The organism is Bacteroides sp. HPS0048, assembly GCF_964240755.1.
Lineage (GTDB): Bacteria > Bacteroidota > Bacteroidia > Bacteroidales > Bacteroidaceae > Bacteroides > Bacteroides nordii.
Genome location: NZ_CAXSVC010000011.1, coordinates 50,175 through 66,666, shown reverse-complemented (window position 1 = coordinate 66,666; position 16,492 = coordinate 50,175). Strand labels below are relative to the sequence as shown.

Below are 16,492 nucleotides of genomic sequence, written 5' to 3'. Positions count from 1 at the left end.
TTTTATAGAGATTTAGAAATTGATTTTGACTCCTGCATTTACCTTTACGCCATAATGTTCTGATTGCATGGTGCGTTCTGATATTCCCTGGTAATAACGCAGAGGTTGGTTTAGCAGATTGTTAGCCTCGGCATAAAAGGTCGTCCGAAGCTTTTTACCAAAAGTATAACTGGCGTTTACATCCATGTAGTTTACTTTGTCATAATAACGGTCGTAGAAAGCGCTTTCACCCATTTCATCAATAAAATCAGATGCGAAATTGTAAGATAAGCGTACGTTAAGTCCTCCTTTTTCAAAGTAGAGAGACGCATTGGCTGTATGTTCCGGTGATCCGGGCAGTTTCAGGTCTTTTTCGTTTTCACGTCCGGTGAAGTTGAAGTTGTTCACCTTGCTATGTGTATAGGTATAGGTTCCGTAAAATCCAACACACTTTAAGGTGGGAGCGATGAAACCGAAATCCCGTTGGTAGCCTACTTCTACACCTAACAAATTGGCATCTCCTGCATTGCGGGGTTGCATGAATTTATCATAAGAATTGCCTTCATACTCATATCCTCTGACTGTCTGGGTTACGATGAAGTCATTGATGTCTTTGTAATATATACCAATACTAACAAGTCCTACACTTTTGAAATAATAATCTGCACTCAGATCGAAGTTGAACGAAGTGGTCGGTTTTAATTCCGGGTTACCAAGTGTCAATTCGTTGTCTTTGTTGTTGATATTTACATTCGGTATCAATGCTGAGTATTTAGGGCGTGAAAGTGTTTCAGTGAATGAACCGCGAATCTTGAAATCTTCATTGACGTTGTACTTCAATAAGACGGAAGGTAAAATATTCAGGTAGCTGTCTTTTACATCCGGGGTAACAGTCAATGATTCCGGATCGCCATCGTCGTTCAGTGTCAGTTTGCGCCCGTTGTATTTCAAGTGGGTATTTTCAAGACGCAGACCTACCATTGCACTAAGTTTTTTACCGAAGTTCTGGTCGAAACGAAGGTAGCCGGCTGTAACTGTTTCACGTGCTTTGTATTCGCCTGCCAGCTCTTCCAGATTTTCTGTTTTATTAAACAGGCTACTGTTGTTCAGGTCGAGCCCTCCCACATATTCTTTGCTGATAAATGTCCCTGCTTTGTATTTTTCCCCGGGCATATATCCATTTCTGTTTTGTTCGCTGGTATTGGAAAAACTATTTGAATTAAAAGCCTTTTCGTCCACTGGCTCATAATCATAAAACTCCAGATCTTTGTCTTTACTCTTGTCTACTACTTTGGCTCCGAATCGCAACTGATTACTATAGAATCCTTTCACTAATGGTAGTTTGAAATTCATTGAAAACTTAAGATCTTTCTCTACAATATCTTCCTGTTGTTCTGTAAGTTCTTGCAGGGAGAAATCATTATTAAGTATAAGTGTCGATCCGGCTTGTGCTGAAGCATAGGGTCTTCTTATATCGCTCAGGTCTATGTCGAAATTCTGTTTCTTTAGTTCATATCCCAGGTAACGTTCGTTGGGACGCTCTTCCGAGGCACGGGCATAAGAGGCATTCCAGTCCATGGATAACTTGCCGAAAAGATGTTCGCCACCGAGAGTGAAATCCATCGTACGCTGACGCTCGAGGCGGGCATTACGGTTGTTTGGACTTCCAGCTTTTGTCTGTAGGCGTACAGAGGCCTTGTTGTCGGCAACTGCGCCTTCTTTCTTCTTATTAACGTCTTTGTTCAAGTCTTTCAGAGTAAGGCGATACCGGTTTTCCCAGTCATTGCGATTGTTGAATATTCCTTTGAAGAATAATTTATGATTTGCGTTTATATCCCAGTCGAATGCTGCCGAGTAACTTTGGCGCTCACGGGTTACGTAGTATTGGCGAATCTGGTAATCAGTCAGGCAGATTGTTCCTTTTGAATCTGTATCCCAAATAAATTCTACATCATCAGATCCTGAGGGAGCATTTTGATAGGAAGCAGAAAGCATAATGCCCAGTTTATCGTTGAAAAAACGATCACCATAGGTGAAGCCCAGGTTAAGTTGGGCTTTTTCACTGATCCAGTTGTAACCGCTTCCGGCAGTAGCAGTGATTGTACGTTTGTAAGGAGAATTCTTGGTAACCAGGTTGATCGATCCGCCAATGGCATCTCCATCCATATCTGGGGTTACTACTTTATTTACTTCAATGGTTTGTATCATATCCGCCGGGATAAGGTCTAACTGTACATTACGTGTATCGCCTTCGGCGGAAGGAATACGATTACCATTGATCGTGACCGAGCTTAAATCAGCAGAGGTTCCGCGAACTTGTCCGAAACGAGCTTCGCCCTGATCATATTGTACATTAATACCTGAGATACGTTTAAGTGCGTCTCCGATGTTTGAGTCGGGGAATTTCCCCACCTGATCGGCAGAAACAACGTTGGTGATACCCAGGCTGTTTTTTTGTGAGTTAATAGCCCGGCGTTGTCCTTGAAAAGCGCCTCCTACTACTACCTCTTGTAGCTCTAATCCTTCGTTGAGTACAACATCTTTTTCCAAAGTCTTTCCGGCAGGAATCGTAATTTTCATCTCTACCGGTGAGTAGCCGACGTAACTGATTTTTATGGTGTAGGTGCCTGGATTCAGATTGGAAAATGTGTAATATCCATTGACGTCACTTGTTACTCCCGTACGTAAGTTTTCAATATAGATAGATGCTCCGGGGAGTGTTTGTTTGGAAGCATCGATGATTCGTCCGCGGATTGTTCCTTGCTTGACTACATTTATTTTCTCTTCGGCGAAAGTATTGCTGCTCATGTTTAAAAATAAGAGAATCAATGAGACTAATTTAACGAGTCGTTTCATATTTGTTAGTATGCGTTAATAATATGCCGCAAAAGTAGGGGGATCATGTTTCATTTTCTTTGCTGGATATTGAAGATGCAGTAACAAATATGTTTCGTTTGTGTGTCGGTACTATTTGAAGCTGGTTGTTTATATATTGTGAATTAATAATTATGAAAAGTATACGATATGATGCTAATTAGTTGTTTGTGAGTTTGTTGCATTGTTGTCGGCTTTATAGTATACCTGTTGATAACTTTGTTAATAACGTATCGCTGAGGTTTTCAACTCTATTGAATTAACGATACGGATGTGGAAGTAGAAAAGGAAAAATGAAACTTTGGAGAAGCCAGGCATTGTAGCGTCTTTTGAAATATCTATATTTGCAGATAAGTTGAAACTAAAGAAACTACTGATAATAACATAATTTAAAAAAACAGAATCAGATGAAACAGGACATGATTGTTATCCTTGACTTAGGTAGTCATGAGAATACGGTATTGGCTCGCGCTATCCGTGCATTAGGAGTGTATAGTGAGATTTATCCTCACGACATCACAGTAGAAGAACTGAAAGCATTACCCAACGTAAAGGGGATTATTATCAATGGCGGACCGAACAATGTGATTGACGGTGTTGCTATTGACGTAAATCCGGATATCTATACAATGGGGATTCCCGTTATGGCTGCCGGTCATGACAAAGCGACTTGCGCAGTGAAACTGGTAGAATTTACAGACGATATTGAAGCTATTAAGGCTGCTGTAAAATCTTTCGTTTTCGATACTTGCAAGGCTGAAGCTAACTGGAATATGACGAACTTCGTCAATGATCAGATAGAGTTGATTAAGCGTCAGGTAGGCAACAAGAAAGTGTTACTGGCTTTGTCGGGGGGAGTTGACAGTTCTGTGGTGGCTGCTTTGCTTCTGAAAGCAATCGGGGATAACTTGGTATGTGTGCACGTGAATCATGGGTTGATGCGTAAGGGTGAATCTGAAGATGTGGTTGAAGTATTCAGTAATCAGTTGAAGGCGAATCTTATTTATGTAGATGTTACAGATCGTTTTCTTGATAAACTGGCAGGCGTAGAAGATCCTGAGCAAAAACGTAAGATTATCGGCGGTGAGTTTATCCGTGTATTTGAAGAGGAAGCACGTAAGCTGGACGGTATCGATTTCTTAGGTCAGGGTACTATTTATCCGGATATTGTGGAAAGCGGAACGAAGACTGCTAAAATGGTGAAGTCTCATCATAATGTAGGCGGTCTGCCCGAAGACCTTAAATTCGAACTTGTAGAACCTTTGCGTCAACTGTTCAAGGATGAAGTTCGTGCCTGTGGCCTGGAATTGGGCTTGCCTTATGAAATGGTATATCGCCAACCTTTTCCCGGCCCCGGTTTAGGTGTACGTTGTTTGGGTGCTATCACACGCGATCGTTTGGAAGCCGTACGTGAGTCCGACGCTATTTTGCGTGAGGAATTCCAAATTGCCGGATTGGATAAGAAGGTATGGCAATACTTTACAGTAGTGCCCGATTTCAAATCTGTCGGTGTACGTGATAATGCCCGTTCTTTTGATTGGCCGGTTATTATTCGTGCTGTCAATACAGTGGATGCCATGACAGCTACTATCGAACCGATTGATTGGCCTATTCTGATGAAAATAACAGACCGTATTCTGAAAGAAGTGAAGAATGTAAATCGTGTTTGTTATGATATGTCGCCGAAACCCAATGCGACCATAGAATGGGAATAAAAGAATAAAATTGAATCTTCCCCCGAAAGTTAGATAAATAGCTTTCGGGGATATTTTTTATATAACTACCGGTGTGAGGTTAATTTATTGTATATAAGAAAATTATCTTGTTGGTAACTTTATAGTATACCTGTTGATAACCTTGTTAATAACTTTGTGGATTAATAATGAAAAAGGAAGGGCTTGTAGTAAAATGAAAAAACGCCCAGAGGTGGAAGCCCTCCAAACGTCTTATCTGTAAGTCTTTCGACTTAGTAGCGGGACCCGGGATTGAACCGGGGACCTCATGATTATGAATCATGCGCTCTAACCAGCTGAGCTATCCCGCCATCGTTTCTCGATTGCGGGTGCAAAGATAGATACTTTTTTTAAAACTCCAAAACATTTGTCGTTTTTTTCTGTTTTTTCTATTAGAAACCCATGTGTAATCTGCGATAAATAGATACATTGGGACTGAGAAATGAAAGCATAAAGAAATAAAGTGTTTGATTTATACTGTGTAATTAGAAAAAAGTATTTATCTTGGCACACACAAATTAAGTAAATGTAACTATGAAAAGAGAGAAAATTCGTTTAGAATATCTTCTGAATGCGACCTCTAAAAATATTCTTTGGTCGGCAATCAGCACACCGACCGGTCTGGAGGACTGGTTTGCGGACAAAGTTGTATCAAATGATAAAATTGTGGAGTTTCATTGGGGAAAAACAGAACAACGAGACGCTGAAATTATAGCTATACGTGCTTATTCTTTTATACGTTTCCGCTGGCTGGATGACGAGAACGAGCGGGATTATTTTGAGATAAAAATGAATTATAATGAACTTACAGGAGATTTTGTGTTGGAGATCGTTGATTTTGCCGAACCTGATGAGGTAGATGATATGAAGGAACTGTGGGAGTCTCAGGTAAATAAATTGAGAAGAACTTGTGGTTTTTAGTTAACTTTCAACTAAAAACTTTCTGCACTCCTTTTTTTGTGCTAATTTTGCATCTCAATCGTACGAAACGAATAGTAAGATGCTACGCATAAAAAAATTAGATATATTTATTGTAAAGAGTTTTTTGTTACTCTTTGTCGGCACATTCTTCATCTGTCTCTTCATCTTCATGATGCAGTTCCTGTGGAGATATGTAGATGAGCTTGTCGGAAAAGGGTTGGAGATGAGTGTGATGGCTCAGTTCTTCTTCTATTCGGCATTGACTTTGGTGCCTTTGTCGCTTCCACTGGCCGTACTATTGGCATCACTTATTACTTTCGGAAATTTTGGAGAACGTTATGAATTGCTCGCCATGAAAGCGGCGGGCATTTCTTTGCTTAAGATTATGCGTCCTCTCATTATACTTGTCTGTATTATTTGCGGTATTTCCTTTTATTTTCAGAATGTTATTGGTCCTATTGCCCAGGGAAAGTTGGGAACGTTGTTGATTTCGATGAAACAGAAGTCACCGGAACTGGATATTCCGGAGGGTGTCTTCTATTCGGAAATTCCCGATTATAATCTTAAAGTAGGTAAGAAGGATCGTAAAACCGGTATGTTGTATGATGTGTTGATCTATAATTTTAAAGACGGAGCAGAGAATGCACATATCATTTATGCGGATTCGGGACGTATGGAAATGACTGCCGACAAGCAACATCTACACCTGCATCTTTATAGTGGAGAACTGTTTGAAAATCTGAAGAGTCAGAATGTAAAGGCACAAAACGTACCTTATCGGCGTGAATCTTTCCGGGAAAAACATACGATTATTGAATTTGATTCGGATTTTAATATGGCCGATGCAAGTATCATGAGTAATCAGGCGACCACCAAAAGTATGCAGACGTTGCAGGCTTCTATTGACTCCATGAAATATGTGGGCGACAGTATCGGGCGACAGTATTATAAGGAAGCTATCGGTGGCGTTTACAGTCGGCCGACGGGGCTTTCCAGAGAGGATACACTTAAAATAGAAAGGGCCAATATGAGCTTATACAATGTGGACAGTCTCTTTGAAGCTGCTACTTTGATGCAGAAGCAAAAAATCCTTTCTTCGGCTACCAGCCGTGCTGAAAGCTTGCAGGGAGATTACAGCTTTAAGACCTACACGATGGATGGGAATGATTACCAGATACGCAGACACAGGACCGAATGGCATAAGAAGATCACAATTTCTCTCTCCTGCCTGCTGTTCTTTTTCATTGGTGCACCCCTTGGAGGTATTATTCGTAAAGGTGGGCTGGGTATGCCTGTCATTGTATCCGTATTGGTGTTTATTATTTATTATGTGATAGATAATAGCGGGTTCAAGATGGCACGTGACGGGAAGTGGGTTGTATGGATGGGGATGTGGCTCAGTTCCTCTATTTTGGCTCCGCTTGGGGCTTTTCTTACCTACAAATCCAATAATGACTCTGTTGTGCTGAATGGCGATGCTTACGTTGCGTGGTTCAAGCGTATTGTGGGAATTCGCAGCGTACGGCACTTATTCAAGAAGGAGGTGATCATTCACGACCCGGATTATACGCGGATTTCATCTGAGTTGACAGCTCTTACGGCAGAGTGTCGTACTTATATAAGTAAGCGTCAGTTGAAAAAGGCACCTAATTATTTTAAGCTTTGGATGACTACTGGTGACGATGATGATATAAAAGTTATCAATGAACACCTTGAAACGTTGGTTGAAGAATTATCAAATTCTAAGTCCTTCACTTTGTTGACCGCTTTGAATAACTATCCGGTGATACCTGTAACGGCGCACGTACGTCCGTTCCACGTTTATTGGTTGAATCTGTTGGCAGGAATCATTGTTCCGATAGGATTGTTTTTCTACTTCCGTATCTGGATTTTCCGTATACGCCTTGCCCGGGATATAGAACGGATTATAAAGAACAATGAAAGTGTTCAGTTTATAATTAATGAGAATAATAATTTATAGCATGATATAGTATGGAAGAAATAAGATTGAATACGATTGATGAGGCTATTGCCGACTTTAAAGAAGGTAATTTCGTAATCGTAGTAGACGATGAGGATCGTGAAAATGAGGGTGATTTTATCATCGCAGCCGAAAAGATAACTCCGGAGAAAGTAAATTTCATGATGACGCACGGACGTGGTGTGTTATGTGCACCTATAACAGAAGAGCGTTGTGCAGAACTGGAGTTGGATATGCAGGTTACTGCCAATACTTCTATTTATGAGACTCCTTTCACTGTGACTGTTGATTTGTTGCCGGGGTGTACTACAGGAGTATCTATGCATGATCGTGCTGCTACGATTCGTGCGTTGGCCGATCCTAATACCAAGCCTACCGATCTTGGTCGTCCGGGACATGTCAATCCGTTGCGTGCCCGTTCGCGTGGTGTGCTTCGCCGTGCCGGACATACGGAAGCAAGTGTGGATCTTGCTAAGTTGGCAGGGCTTTATCCTGCTGCTGCGCTGATTGAGATTATCAATGAAGACGGCACTATGGCACGCTTACCGCAGTTGATGGAAGTGGCTAAGCGATTCGGACTCAAGATCATATCTATTAAAGATCTGATAGCTTATCGTGTGCACATGGAATCGCTTGTGGAGAAAGGGGTAGAAGTTAATATGCCTACTCAATATGGAAATTTCCGCCTGATTCCTTTCCGACAGAAATCAAACGGAATGGAACATGTTGCCATCTTTAAAGGCACCTGGAGCGAAGATGAACCTATTCTTGTACGTGTACATTCATCCTGCATGACAGGAGATATTTTTGGTTCTTGTCGCTGTGACTGTGGAGAACAGTTGCATAAAGCTCTGGAGATGATTGATGCTGCCGGAAAAGGAGTAGTTGTTTATATGAATCAGGAAGGACGAGGCATTGGATTGATGCATAAGATGGAAGCTTACAAACTTCAGGAAGAAGGGTATGATACGGTAGATGCTAATATTCATCTTGGATTTGATCCCGATGAACGTGATTATGGTGTGGGTGCGCATATTTTGCGTGAACTGGGTGTTCATAAAATGCGTCTGATGACCAATAATCCCATTAAGCGTGTGGGGCTTGAAGCGTATGGGCTTGAAATAGTAGAAAATGTGCCTATTGAAACAGTTCCTAATCCTTACAATGAACGATATTTGAAAACAAAGAAAGAACGTATGGGGCATACGCTGCATTTTAACAAGTAAAATGGGAATTTGCTTTCATATATCAAATATTTTAGCTTATTTTGCAGCGATTTTCAATCAACAATAATAAAATAGATACAAAATGAATCAGTTATCAGACCGTTTGAACAGCTTGTCGCCGTCGGCAACACTTGCTATGTCGCAGAAGAGTAACGAACTCAAAGCACAAGGCGTTGATGTAATTAATCTGAGTGTGGGAGAACCCGATTTCAATACTCCCGATCATATCAAAGAAGCTGCAAAGAAAGCTGTAGATGATAATTTCTCACGTTATTCTCCTGTTCCGGGTTATCCGGCATTGCGTAACGCTATTGTAGAGAAGTTGAAGAAAGAGAATGGTCTGGAATATACAGCCGCTCAGATATCTTGTGCTAATGGTGCAAAACAATCTGTGTGTAATGCGGTTCTTGTATTGGTAAATCCGGGTGATGAGGTGATTGTACCTGCTCCTTATTGGGTTAGCTATCCTGAGATGGTGAAGTTGGCTGAAGGTACTCCGGTTATCGTTACTGCCGGTATAGAGCAGGATTTCAAGATTACTCCTGCACAGCTTGAAGCGGCTATTACTCCGAAGACCAAAGCTTTGATTCTTTGCTCACCGTCTAACCCTACAGGTTCGGTTTATAGCAAGGAAGAACTTGCCGGATTGGCTGCTGTATTGGCTAAACATCCGCAGGTAATTGTTATTGCTGACGAAATCTACGAACATATCAATTATATTGGCAAACATCAGAGTATTGCTCAGTTCCCTGAGATGAAGGAACGTACCGTAATCGTAAATGGTGTATCAAAAGCTTATGCAATGACAGGATGGAGAATCGGTTTTATAGCCGGACCGGAATGGCTTGTGAAAGCCTGCAATAAACTGCAGGGACAATATACATCAGGACCTTGTTCTGTATCTCAGAAGGCTGCAGAAGCTGCTTATACAGGTTCTCAGGCTCCGGTAGAAGAGATGCGTAAAGCATTCGAACGTCGTCGTGACCTTATTGTGAGGTTAGCGAAAGAAGTTCCGGGCTTTGAAGTGAATGTTCCTGAGGGAGCTTTTTACTTATTCCCGAAATGTGACTACTTCTTTGGCAAATCGGATGGCGAACGTACTATTGCTGATTCTGATGACTTGGCTATGTACTTATTGGAAGTTGCTCATGTAGCTTGTGTAGGTGGTGCTTCTTTTGGCGCTCCTGAGTGTATTCGTATGAGTTATGCCACAAGTGACGAAAATATAGTTGAATCTATTCGTCGTATTAAAGAAGCATTGGCTAAACTGAAATAATAGGTGATTCCGGATGTTTATCATTCGGTTGACAAGTACAAAAGATAGAGTAACCTGTATCGATACAGAACATTGGATTCTGGATTGATACAGGTTATTTTTATTTGATCATTCAGGATGAACGGGGCTTATTTCACTATTATTTTGAAGGTCTGTTTACCTGTATTATTGGTGATGGTTAATAGATATATACCTTGAGAAAGGTTATTGACTGGCAATTTTGTAACATTATCTGTTGCTTCTAACTGTATTAGGGTAGCTCCTTGTATTGTAATCAATCGGATAGATGAGCCTGAGATTGTTTCAATGGTTAATGTCTCACCGTTGGTGATAGGGTTGGGATATACACTTGCAGCATTACCGCAGGAGATATTGCCAATTCCCACAATTCCACCTGACTCTTTCCCTTCTTTTGTGACGGCAAATATACTGGGATGCCCGTTTCCTGCATTTTCGATTTTCAAAGATGCTATTACTTTACTTTTGTTAGTAGCTATTTTATGTTCAAACATACAGAATTTACGACGTCCGTCCAGTTTGTCACCGGTCAGGGCAATTCTGTCCAGATTGTATACAGCCTTGCCTGTGGGATCATCACTGAACCAGTCGCCTACCGAAATAGTCTGGGTATTGGAATGAGTAGCATCTGTATAATATACGGTTACGTCTATTAAGGAACTACCGTCTGTACAGGTTGATAGGAGATGCAGGGCTTCAGTTTGTGGAGTATCCTCAAAATGTAAGGTTACTACAGTCTCTTCTTTTAATACGGCAGCATTTTTCTTGTCATATGCAGCAAGCTGGTATTTGACACCGGTATTGGAAATAATAGCACCGTCAGTTGGCAATGATCCCTGTTCCTGAACTGCTGAAGCATAATAAATCCAACCCTGATTATCAAGAGAAGTTGTAGAATGGCTGACGGCAGGAAGTGCCTCTGCTATAACATCTTCATTGAATCCTGAACTAACAACCAGCTGGGTATATTCCGGCGTTTCGGGTTCTTTCCCAAGCAAAGCTCTGTCCATGAAAATCAGCCGTTCGTTGATCCAGCTTTTCAGATAAGATATTTCATCATCATAAGATTTTGCTACGTACTTGTTGGGCCATACGTATCTTCCCCACCTTGGCCAGGCTTGTGAATTGCGTCCTTGTGCTCCTTTAGCATTTAATAAAGTGGTCAATGAATCAATGGTTTGTTCGATGTGTTCGTCAGAATAGCTCGTTTCACGATACAGCTCCCAACGTTCTTTTACCTCTTTCATAAAAGAATCGTCTTTGAGTAACTTATACCACCAGAACGGGACTAACTGATTGTCACCCGGTGATACATCATTGAAGTTATATGCCCATGTATCCGATCTCCAGCCTTCACTATAGTCTGCATTACCAAACCCTAAATTCATATCCCACAAAGATGTTTTGAATTTAGAGTCTTTGCTGTCTCTGTATTTATATAGGTTAGTACTCAGGCGATAACCATCTACGTTGTGGCAAAATTCTGTTGACAGCATATAATCTATAAAAGATGTGACGTCGATATATTTTCTGTATCCGGTTTCCGGATTCTTATAATCGGTGGCAGCCAGACTGTTTTCAAAAGCGTCAATGTATCCATGGATGTAGTTTAATTGTGCATTACTAAACTCATCCTGATCCATGTTTTTATATTGGAAAGAGATTTTCTTTCCATAAATAGGAGTTCCTTTTGAATTGACCGGAGTATGCTTAGAGTAATAGACTGGTTCGTCATCCCTGTCTACCTCCATGTGGTAGCCTCCCGTCAGAGCATCATCACTATCACCCGGATCCGGCAGATCTAAACGAAATTTACCCTTCCTTACTCTTTCAGATAAAATAAACACTCCGTAATAAGTACCATCCATGATCATTTCACAGTATTTTCCGGTAGGTACATATTCAAAGAAAGGTCTTGCCAGGGTGAAGGCAAGCACGTCTCTGATCATACTTTTGTCCGCATATGGCGCCAATAGTGCCCAGTCATTATCTTTACCCATGCCAAGCATAGAGACTTTTTGCTTTTTGCCGCCATCTTCCAAAGGTTTGTCTAATGCGCGGATGGCATATGGTTTCTTGTCGGAGTTGGTAAAAGAAGAGTTGCCACGATATTTTAAATCTATATACCCGGTATAGTCTGCTTTCTGATCTGGGTGAGCAATGGTATCCATGTAATTAAGTTCACCTTCTCCGTTATCTATTATTTTCATTTTGGCAGTAATCCGGTTTTCCCGATCAATCATTTGTCCTTGTGTGTTGATAAACACGATAGGAAGGTTTGTCTCAGTGAAAACCACATTTTTATTATCGGGCTTGTAATTGTCTGCTCGTTGGGCACAGACAGAAGAAGAAAGGAGTAATGAGAGTAGTAGTAATTTTCTCATGATATTGATGTTATTAGGTAATAAAAGGTTCTCTATATAGATAAAACAGCGGATGGGAGGAAAACACTTAGCTGGTGATTCTTTTTTCTTTTGCGGATGTGCGTATCAATAAAAAAAGCTGCTTTCCTGAGATGGAAAGCAGCTTTCACGGTTCTTTTGTCTGATTGTATTATTCAGCCGGGTGAATTGCTTCAGAAGGACAAACATCAGCACAAGTGCCACAGTCTGTACATACATCCGGGTTAATAGAGTAGATATCGCCTTCAGAGATAGCTTCTACCGGACACTCGTCAATACAAGTTCCGCAAGCAATACAATCGTCACTAATTACGTAAGCCATTTTCTTTAAAATTTAAATTATTAGTACTAATTTATTGGGCAAAAATACACGTTTTATTCATTAGTTGATCTCAATCTTGATTAAAATCCTTTAATTTGTACCGCTTCTAAATAAGCGAAACAATAATTTAACTATAAAATCGTTTTTATTATTGTGAAACGAATCGTATTACTTCTCATTGTTTCGCTGTTGGTGGCAGGTGCCTCTGCCCAGAAGCGTAAGGTACAGAACCGCCCGTATATCGACCAGCGGATCTGGCATTATGGTTTTCTGGCAGGTATCCATATGCAGGATCTTAAGTTTGTAAACAATGGTTATGTCACCGAAGACGGACAGGTTTGGTTTGCCGATGTACCCGAATATTCTCCTGGATTTTCAGTAGGTGTATTAGGAGAATTATATTTGAATAAATACATGGCGCTCCGCCTGATTCCTACGCTTCATTTTGGTGATAAAAGAGTGGTGTTCCGTGAACAGACAAGTGGTGAAACGGTTTCTCAAAATGTAAAATCGGCTTACCTTGCATTCCCTATTGATATGAAATTCAGCGCCGAACGGTTCAATAACTATCGTCCTTATGCGATGCTTGGCCTTAGCCCTACCTTTGATTTGAGTGTAAAAAATGCACGTCCGTTGTTGGTGAAGCCTTTTGATTGTTATATCGAAGTCGGCCTTGGATGTGACTTATATCTTCCTTTCTTTAAGCTGATACCGGAGTTGAAATTCTGCTTCGGATTAGCCAATCTGCTGGAGAAAAAGCGCCCTGATCTTACTGATAAATCATTGATGAAGTTTACCGAATCTCTGGATAAAGTAAAGTCCCGGATGATCGTATTGACTTTCTACTTCGAATAAGTTCATCACAGAGTAGTACTGAGTTTCACAGAGTTTTATCTCTTTTGAACATATTTCTCTGTGAAACTCTGTGCTACTCTGTGGTGAAATCGTTATTTTTGCAAAGAATTTGCCGAATGGCAATCGTAAATCGTTAAATCGTAAATAGTAAATACCCTCATGCCATTAAATTTACCTGATAAGCTACCTGCGATAGAATTGCTGAAGGAAGAAAATATCTTTGTGATTGACAACTCGCGTGCGACACAACAGGATATACGTCCGTTGCGGATTGTAATTCTGAACCTGATGCCGTTGAAAATAACCACAGAGACTGACTTGGTGCGTCTGCTGTCCAATACACCACTCCAGGTGGAAATCTCTTTTATGAAAATAAAGAGTCATACATCCAAGAATACGCCTGTTGAACATATGAAGACCTTTTACACGGACTTTGATAAAATGCGTGGCGAGAAGTATGACGGTATGATTATTACCGGTGCCCCGGTGGAGCAGATGGACTTTGAAGAAGTCAGTTATTGGGATGAGATAATGGAAATCTTCGATTGGGCACGTACCCATGTCACTTCAACGCTTTATATTTGCTGGGCGGCTCAGGCGGGCTTGTATCACCATTACGGTGTTCCTAAATATGCTTTAGATAAAAAGATGTTCGGTATCTTCGAGCACCGTACTCTCGATCCGTTGCAAGCTATCTTCCGTGGATTTGATGATACTTTTTATGTTCCTCACAGCCGTCATACGGAAGTGCGTAAAGAGGATATTGTTAAAGTACCTGAATTGACATTGCTTTCCGAATCGGATGAATCAGGTGTATATATGGTAATGGCTCGTGGAGGGCGCGAATTCTTTGTAACCGGGCATTCGGAATATTCTCCGTTAACGCTTGATACGGAATATAGGCGGGATCTGGCAAAAGGACTGCCGATTGATGTACCGCGTAATTATTATATAGACGATGATCCGGAGAAAGGGCCTGTTGTACGTTGGCGTGCTCATGCCAACTTGTTATTTTCAAACTGGTTGAACTACTTTGTTTATCAGGAAACTCCTTACGATATTAATGATATTAAATGATAAAGCAGCGTAAAATAGAACTTCTGGCTCCGGCCAAGAATTTGGAATGTGGAATAGAGGCTATTAATCACGGAGCGGATGCTGTATATATTGGTGCACCAAAGTTTGGTGCCCGTGCTGCTGCTGTCAACTCATTGGATGATATTGCTGCCCTTGTGGAGCATGCGCATCTATACAATGCACGTATCTATGTCACTGTCAACACAATTCTGAAAGAAGAAGAGTTGAAAGAGACAGAAGAGATGATAGGCGAATTGTATCGGATAGGAGTGGATGCGTTGATCGTACAAGATATGGCGATCACGCAATTAAACCTGCCGCCTATCCCGTTGCATGCCAGTACACAGATGGATAACCGGACGGCGGATAAAGTTAAGTTTCTTGCCGATACGGGATTCCATCAGGTAGTACTTGCCCGTGAACTTTCTTTGCGGGAGATAAGTAAAATACACGAAGCCTGCCCTGACACGGCGCTTGAAGTCTTTGTACATGGCGCTTTGTGTGTCAGTTATAGTGGTCAGTGTTATGTTAGTCAAGCCTGTTTTGGCCGGAGTGCCAATCGTGGCGAGTGTGCGCAATTCTGCCGTTTGCCTTTTAGTCTGGTCGATGCTGATGGTAAGACAATTGTGAAAGATAAGCATTTACTTTCGCTGAAAGACCTTAACCAAAGCGAGGAACTGGAGGCGTTGCTGGATGCAGGAGTCACCTCTTTGAAGATTGAAGGACGGTTGAAGGATGTTTCTTATGTGAAAAATGTTACCGCTGCCTATCGTCAGAAACTGGATACCATTTTCTCCCGGCGTAAAGAGTATGTCCGTGCCTCTTCCGGTTCCTGTCGTTTTGAGTTTAAACCTCAGTTGGATAAGAGTTTTAGCCGTGGCTTTACACATTATTTTTTGAAGGGTCGGAGTAAAGATATTTTTTCTTTTGATACTCCCAAGTCATTAGGAGAGGAAATGGGTACGATGAAAGAGGTTCGTGGAAATTATCTTACGGTGGCCGGGCTGAAATCTTTCAATAACGGGGATGGTGTTTGCTACATTGATGAGCAGGGGCGTTTACAAGGATTTCGTATCAATCGAGTTGATGGCAATAAGCTGTATCCGCAGGAGATGCCCCGTATTAAACCCCGGACTGTATTGTATCGTAATTTTGATCAGGAGTTCGAACGCGTACTTGCCCGTAAGTCTTCTGAAAGAAAGATTGCCGTTTCTATTTTGCTGGCGGAGAATAACTTTGGTTTCTCCCTTACCCTGACAGATGAAGATGATAATAGTGTGACGCTTACATTGCCTCGTGATAAGGAACTTGCCCGTACCCCTCAGGAGGATAATCTCAGAAATCAGCTATCCAAACTGGGGAATACTCCCTTTGAGGCAATGCGGATAGATATTGACCTTACCGGGAATTGGTTTATTCCGGCCTCTGTACTCTCCGATCTGCGCAGGCAGGTGGTCGATAAACTGATAGCTGCCCGCAGAATGACATTTCATCGTGAGTTGGCTGTCTTAAAACCAACCACACACGCTTATCCGCAACAGACGCTTTCTTATTTAGGCAATGTGATGAACACCCGTGCTGCTTCTTTCTATCAGGATCATGGGGTGAAAGATATTGAGCCTGCTTATGAAAAACAGGCGGTGGAAGAGGCTGTCCTTATGTTTTGCAAACATTGCTTGCGTTATAGTATGGGTTGGTGTCCTGTTCACCAGCGTGAACGTTCGCCCTATAAAGAACCTTATTACTTGGTAGGGACGGATGGAAAACGTTTCCGGCTATCATTTGATTGTAAGATTTGCCAGATGAAAGTGAGTGCCGCATTATGAAA

At 41.4% G+C, this 16,492-nt stretch carries 11 protein-coding genes and 1 tRNA gene; 8 read left to right on the top strand and 4 right to left on the bottom strand.

Annotated features, from left to right (window positions below; all coding sequences use genetic code 11):
- Positions 1-12: 12 nt before the first annotated feature.
- Positions 13-2,835 carry a TonB-dependent receptor gene (locus ACESQI_RS10905; protein ID WP_007483862.1) on the bottom strand — a complete coding sequence of 941 codons (2,823 nt, stop codon included), beginning with the start codon at positions 2,833-2,835 and terminating at the stop codon, positions 13-15.
- Between the two features lie 425 nt (positions 2,836-3,260).
- On the opposite strand from ACESQI_RS10905, the gene guaA reads away from it, so the two are divergent.
- Positions 3,261-4,568 (top strand): glutamine-hydrolyzing GMP synthase, encoded by a 1,308-nt coding sequence (gene guaA / locus ACESQI_RS10900; RefSeq protein ID WP_002559153.1) that lies wholly within the window; start codon positions 3,261-3,263, stop codon positions 4,566-4,568.
- Positions 4,569-4,823: 255 nt separating this feature from the next.
- Here the strand turns inward: guaA and ACESQI_RS10895 are convergent.
- Positions 4,824-4,897: transfer RNA gene (locus ACESQI_RS10895), tRNA-Met, on the bottom strand.
- A gap of 223 nt (positions 4,898-5,120) precedes the next feature.
- Here ACESQI_RS10895 and ACESQI_RS10890 point away from each other — a divergent pair.
- From ACESQI_RS10890 to ACESQI_RS10875, 4 genes are all read left to right on the top strand, one after another.
- Positions 5,121-5,507 (top strand): START-like domain-containing protein, encoded by a 387-nt coding sequence (locus ACESQI_RS10890; protein WP_002559154.1) that lies wholly within the window; start codon positions 5,121-5,123, stop codon positions 5,505-5,507.
- A 79-nt stretch (positions 5,508-5,586) separates the two neighbouring features.
- The gene (locus ACESQI_RS10885) at positions 5,587-7,488 is read left to right on the top strand and encodes an LptF/LptG family permease (protein ID WP_002559155.1); all 1,902 of its coding nucleotides are present in this window, start codon (positions 5,587-5,589) and stop codon (positions 7,486-7,488) included.
- Positions 7,489-7,499: 11 nt separating this feature from the next.
- A complete protein-coding gene (locus ACESQI_RS10880) occupies positions 7,500-8,714 on the top strand; it encodes a bifunctional 3,4-dihydroxy-2-butanone-4-phosphate synthase/GTP cyclohydrolase II (protein ID WP_007483864.1) in 1,215 nt (404 codons plus the stop codon).
- A gap of 82 nt (positions 8,715-8,796) precedes the next feature.
- Complete coding sequence (locus ACESQI_RS10875) at positions 8,797-9,990, top strand: pyridoxal phosphate-dependent aminotransferase (RefSeq protein WP_002559157.1); 1,194 nt, start codon at positions 8,797-8,799, stop codon at positions 9,988-9,990.
- 128 nt (positions 9,991-10,118) lie between these two features.
- Here ACESQI_RS10875 and ACESQI_RS10870 read toward each other — a convergent pair whose 3' ends face one another.
- Both ACESQI_RS10870 and ACESQI_RS10865 read right to left on the bottom strand, forming a co-directional pair.
- Positions 10,119-12,392 (bottom strand): CotH kinase family protein, encoded by a 2,274-nt coding sequence (locus ACESQI_RS10870; protein ID WP_373126059.1) that lies wholly within the window; start codon positions 12,390-12,392, stop codon positions 10,119-10,121.
- Between the two features lie 169 nt (positions 12,393-12,561).
- Entirely contained in the window at positions 12,562-12,732 is a 171-nt protein-coding gene (locus tag ACESQI_RS10865; RefSeq protein WP_002559159.1) for a DUF362 domain-containing protein, read from the bottom strand.
- A 153-nt stretch (positions 12,733-12,885) separates the two neighbouring features.
- On the opposite strand from ACESQI_RS10865, the gene ACESQI_RS10860 reads away from it, so the two are divergent.
- From ACESQI_RS10860 to ACESQI_RS10850, 3 genes are all read left to right on the top strand, one after another.
- Positions 12,886-13,587, top strand: coding sequence for a porin family protein (locus tag ACESQI_RS10860; protein WP_007483866.1), 702 nt, complete (start codon positions 12,886-12,888; stop codon positions 13,585-13,587).
- A gap of 159 nt (positions 13,588-13,746) precedes the next feature.
- On the top strand, positions 13,747-14,664 hold the full coding sequence (gene metA / locus ACESQI_RS10855; RefSeq protein ID WP_007483867.1) for a homoserine O-succinyltransferase: 918 nt from the start codon (positions 13,747-13,749) through the stop codon (positions 14,662-14,664).
- Complete coding sequence (locus ACESQI_RS10850; protein WP_007483868.1) at positions 14,661-16,490, top strand: U32 family peptidase; 1,830 nt, start codon at positions 14,661-14,663, stop codon at positions 16,488-16,490. The genes metA and ACESQI_RS10850 overlap by 4 nt, the downstream gene beginning before the upstream one ends.
- Positions 16,491-16,492: the final 2 nt, after the last annotated feature.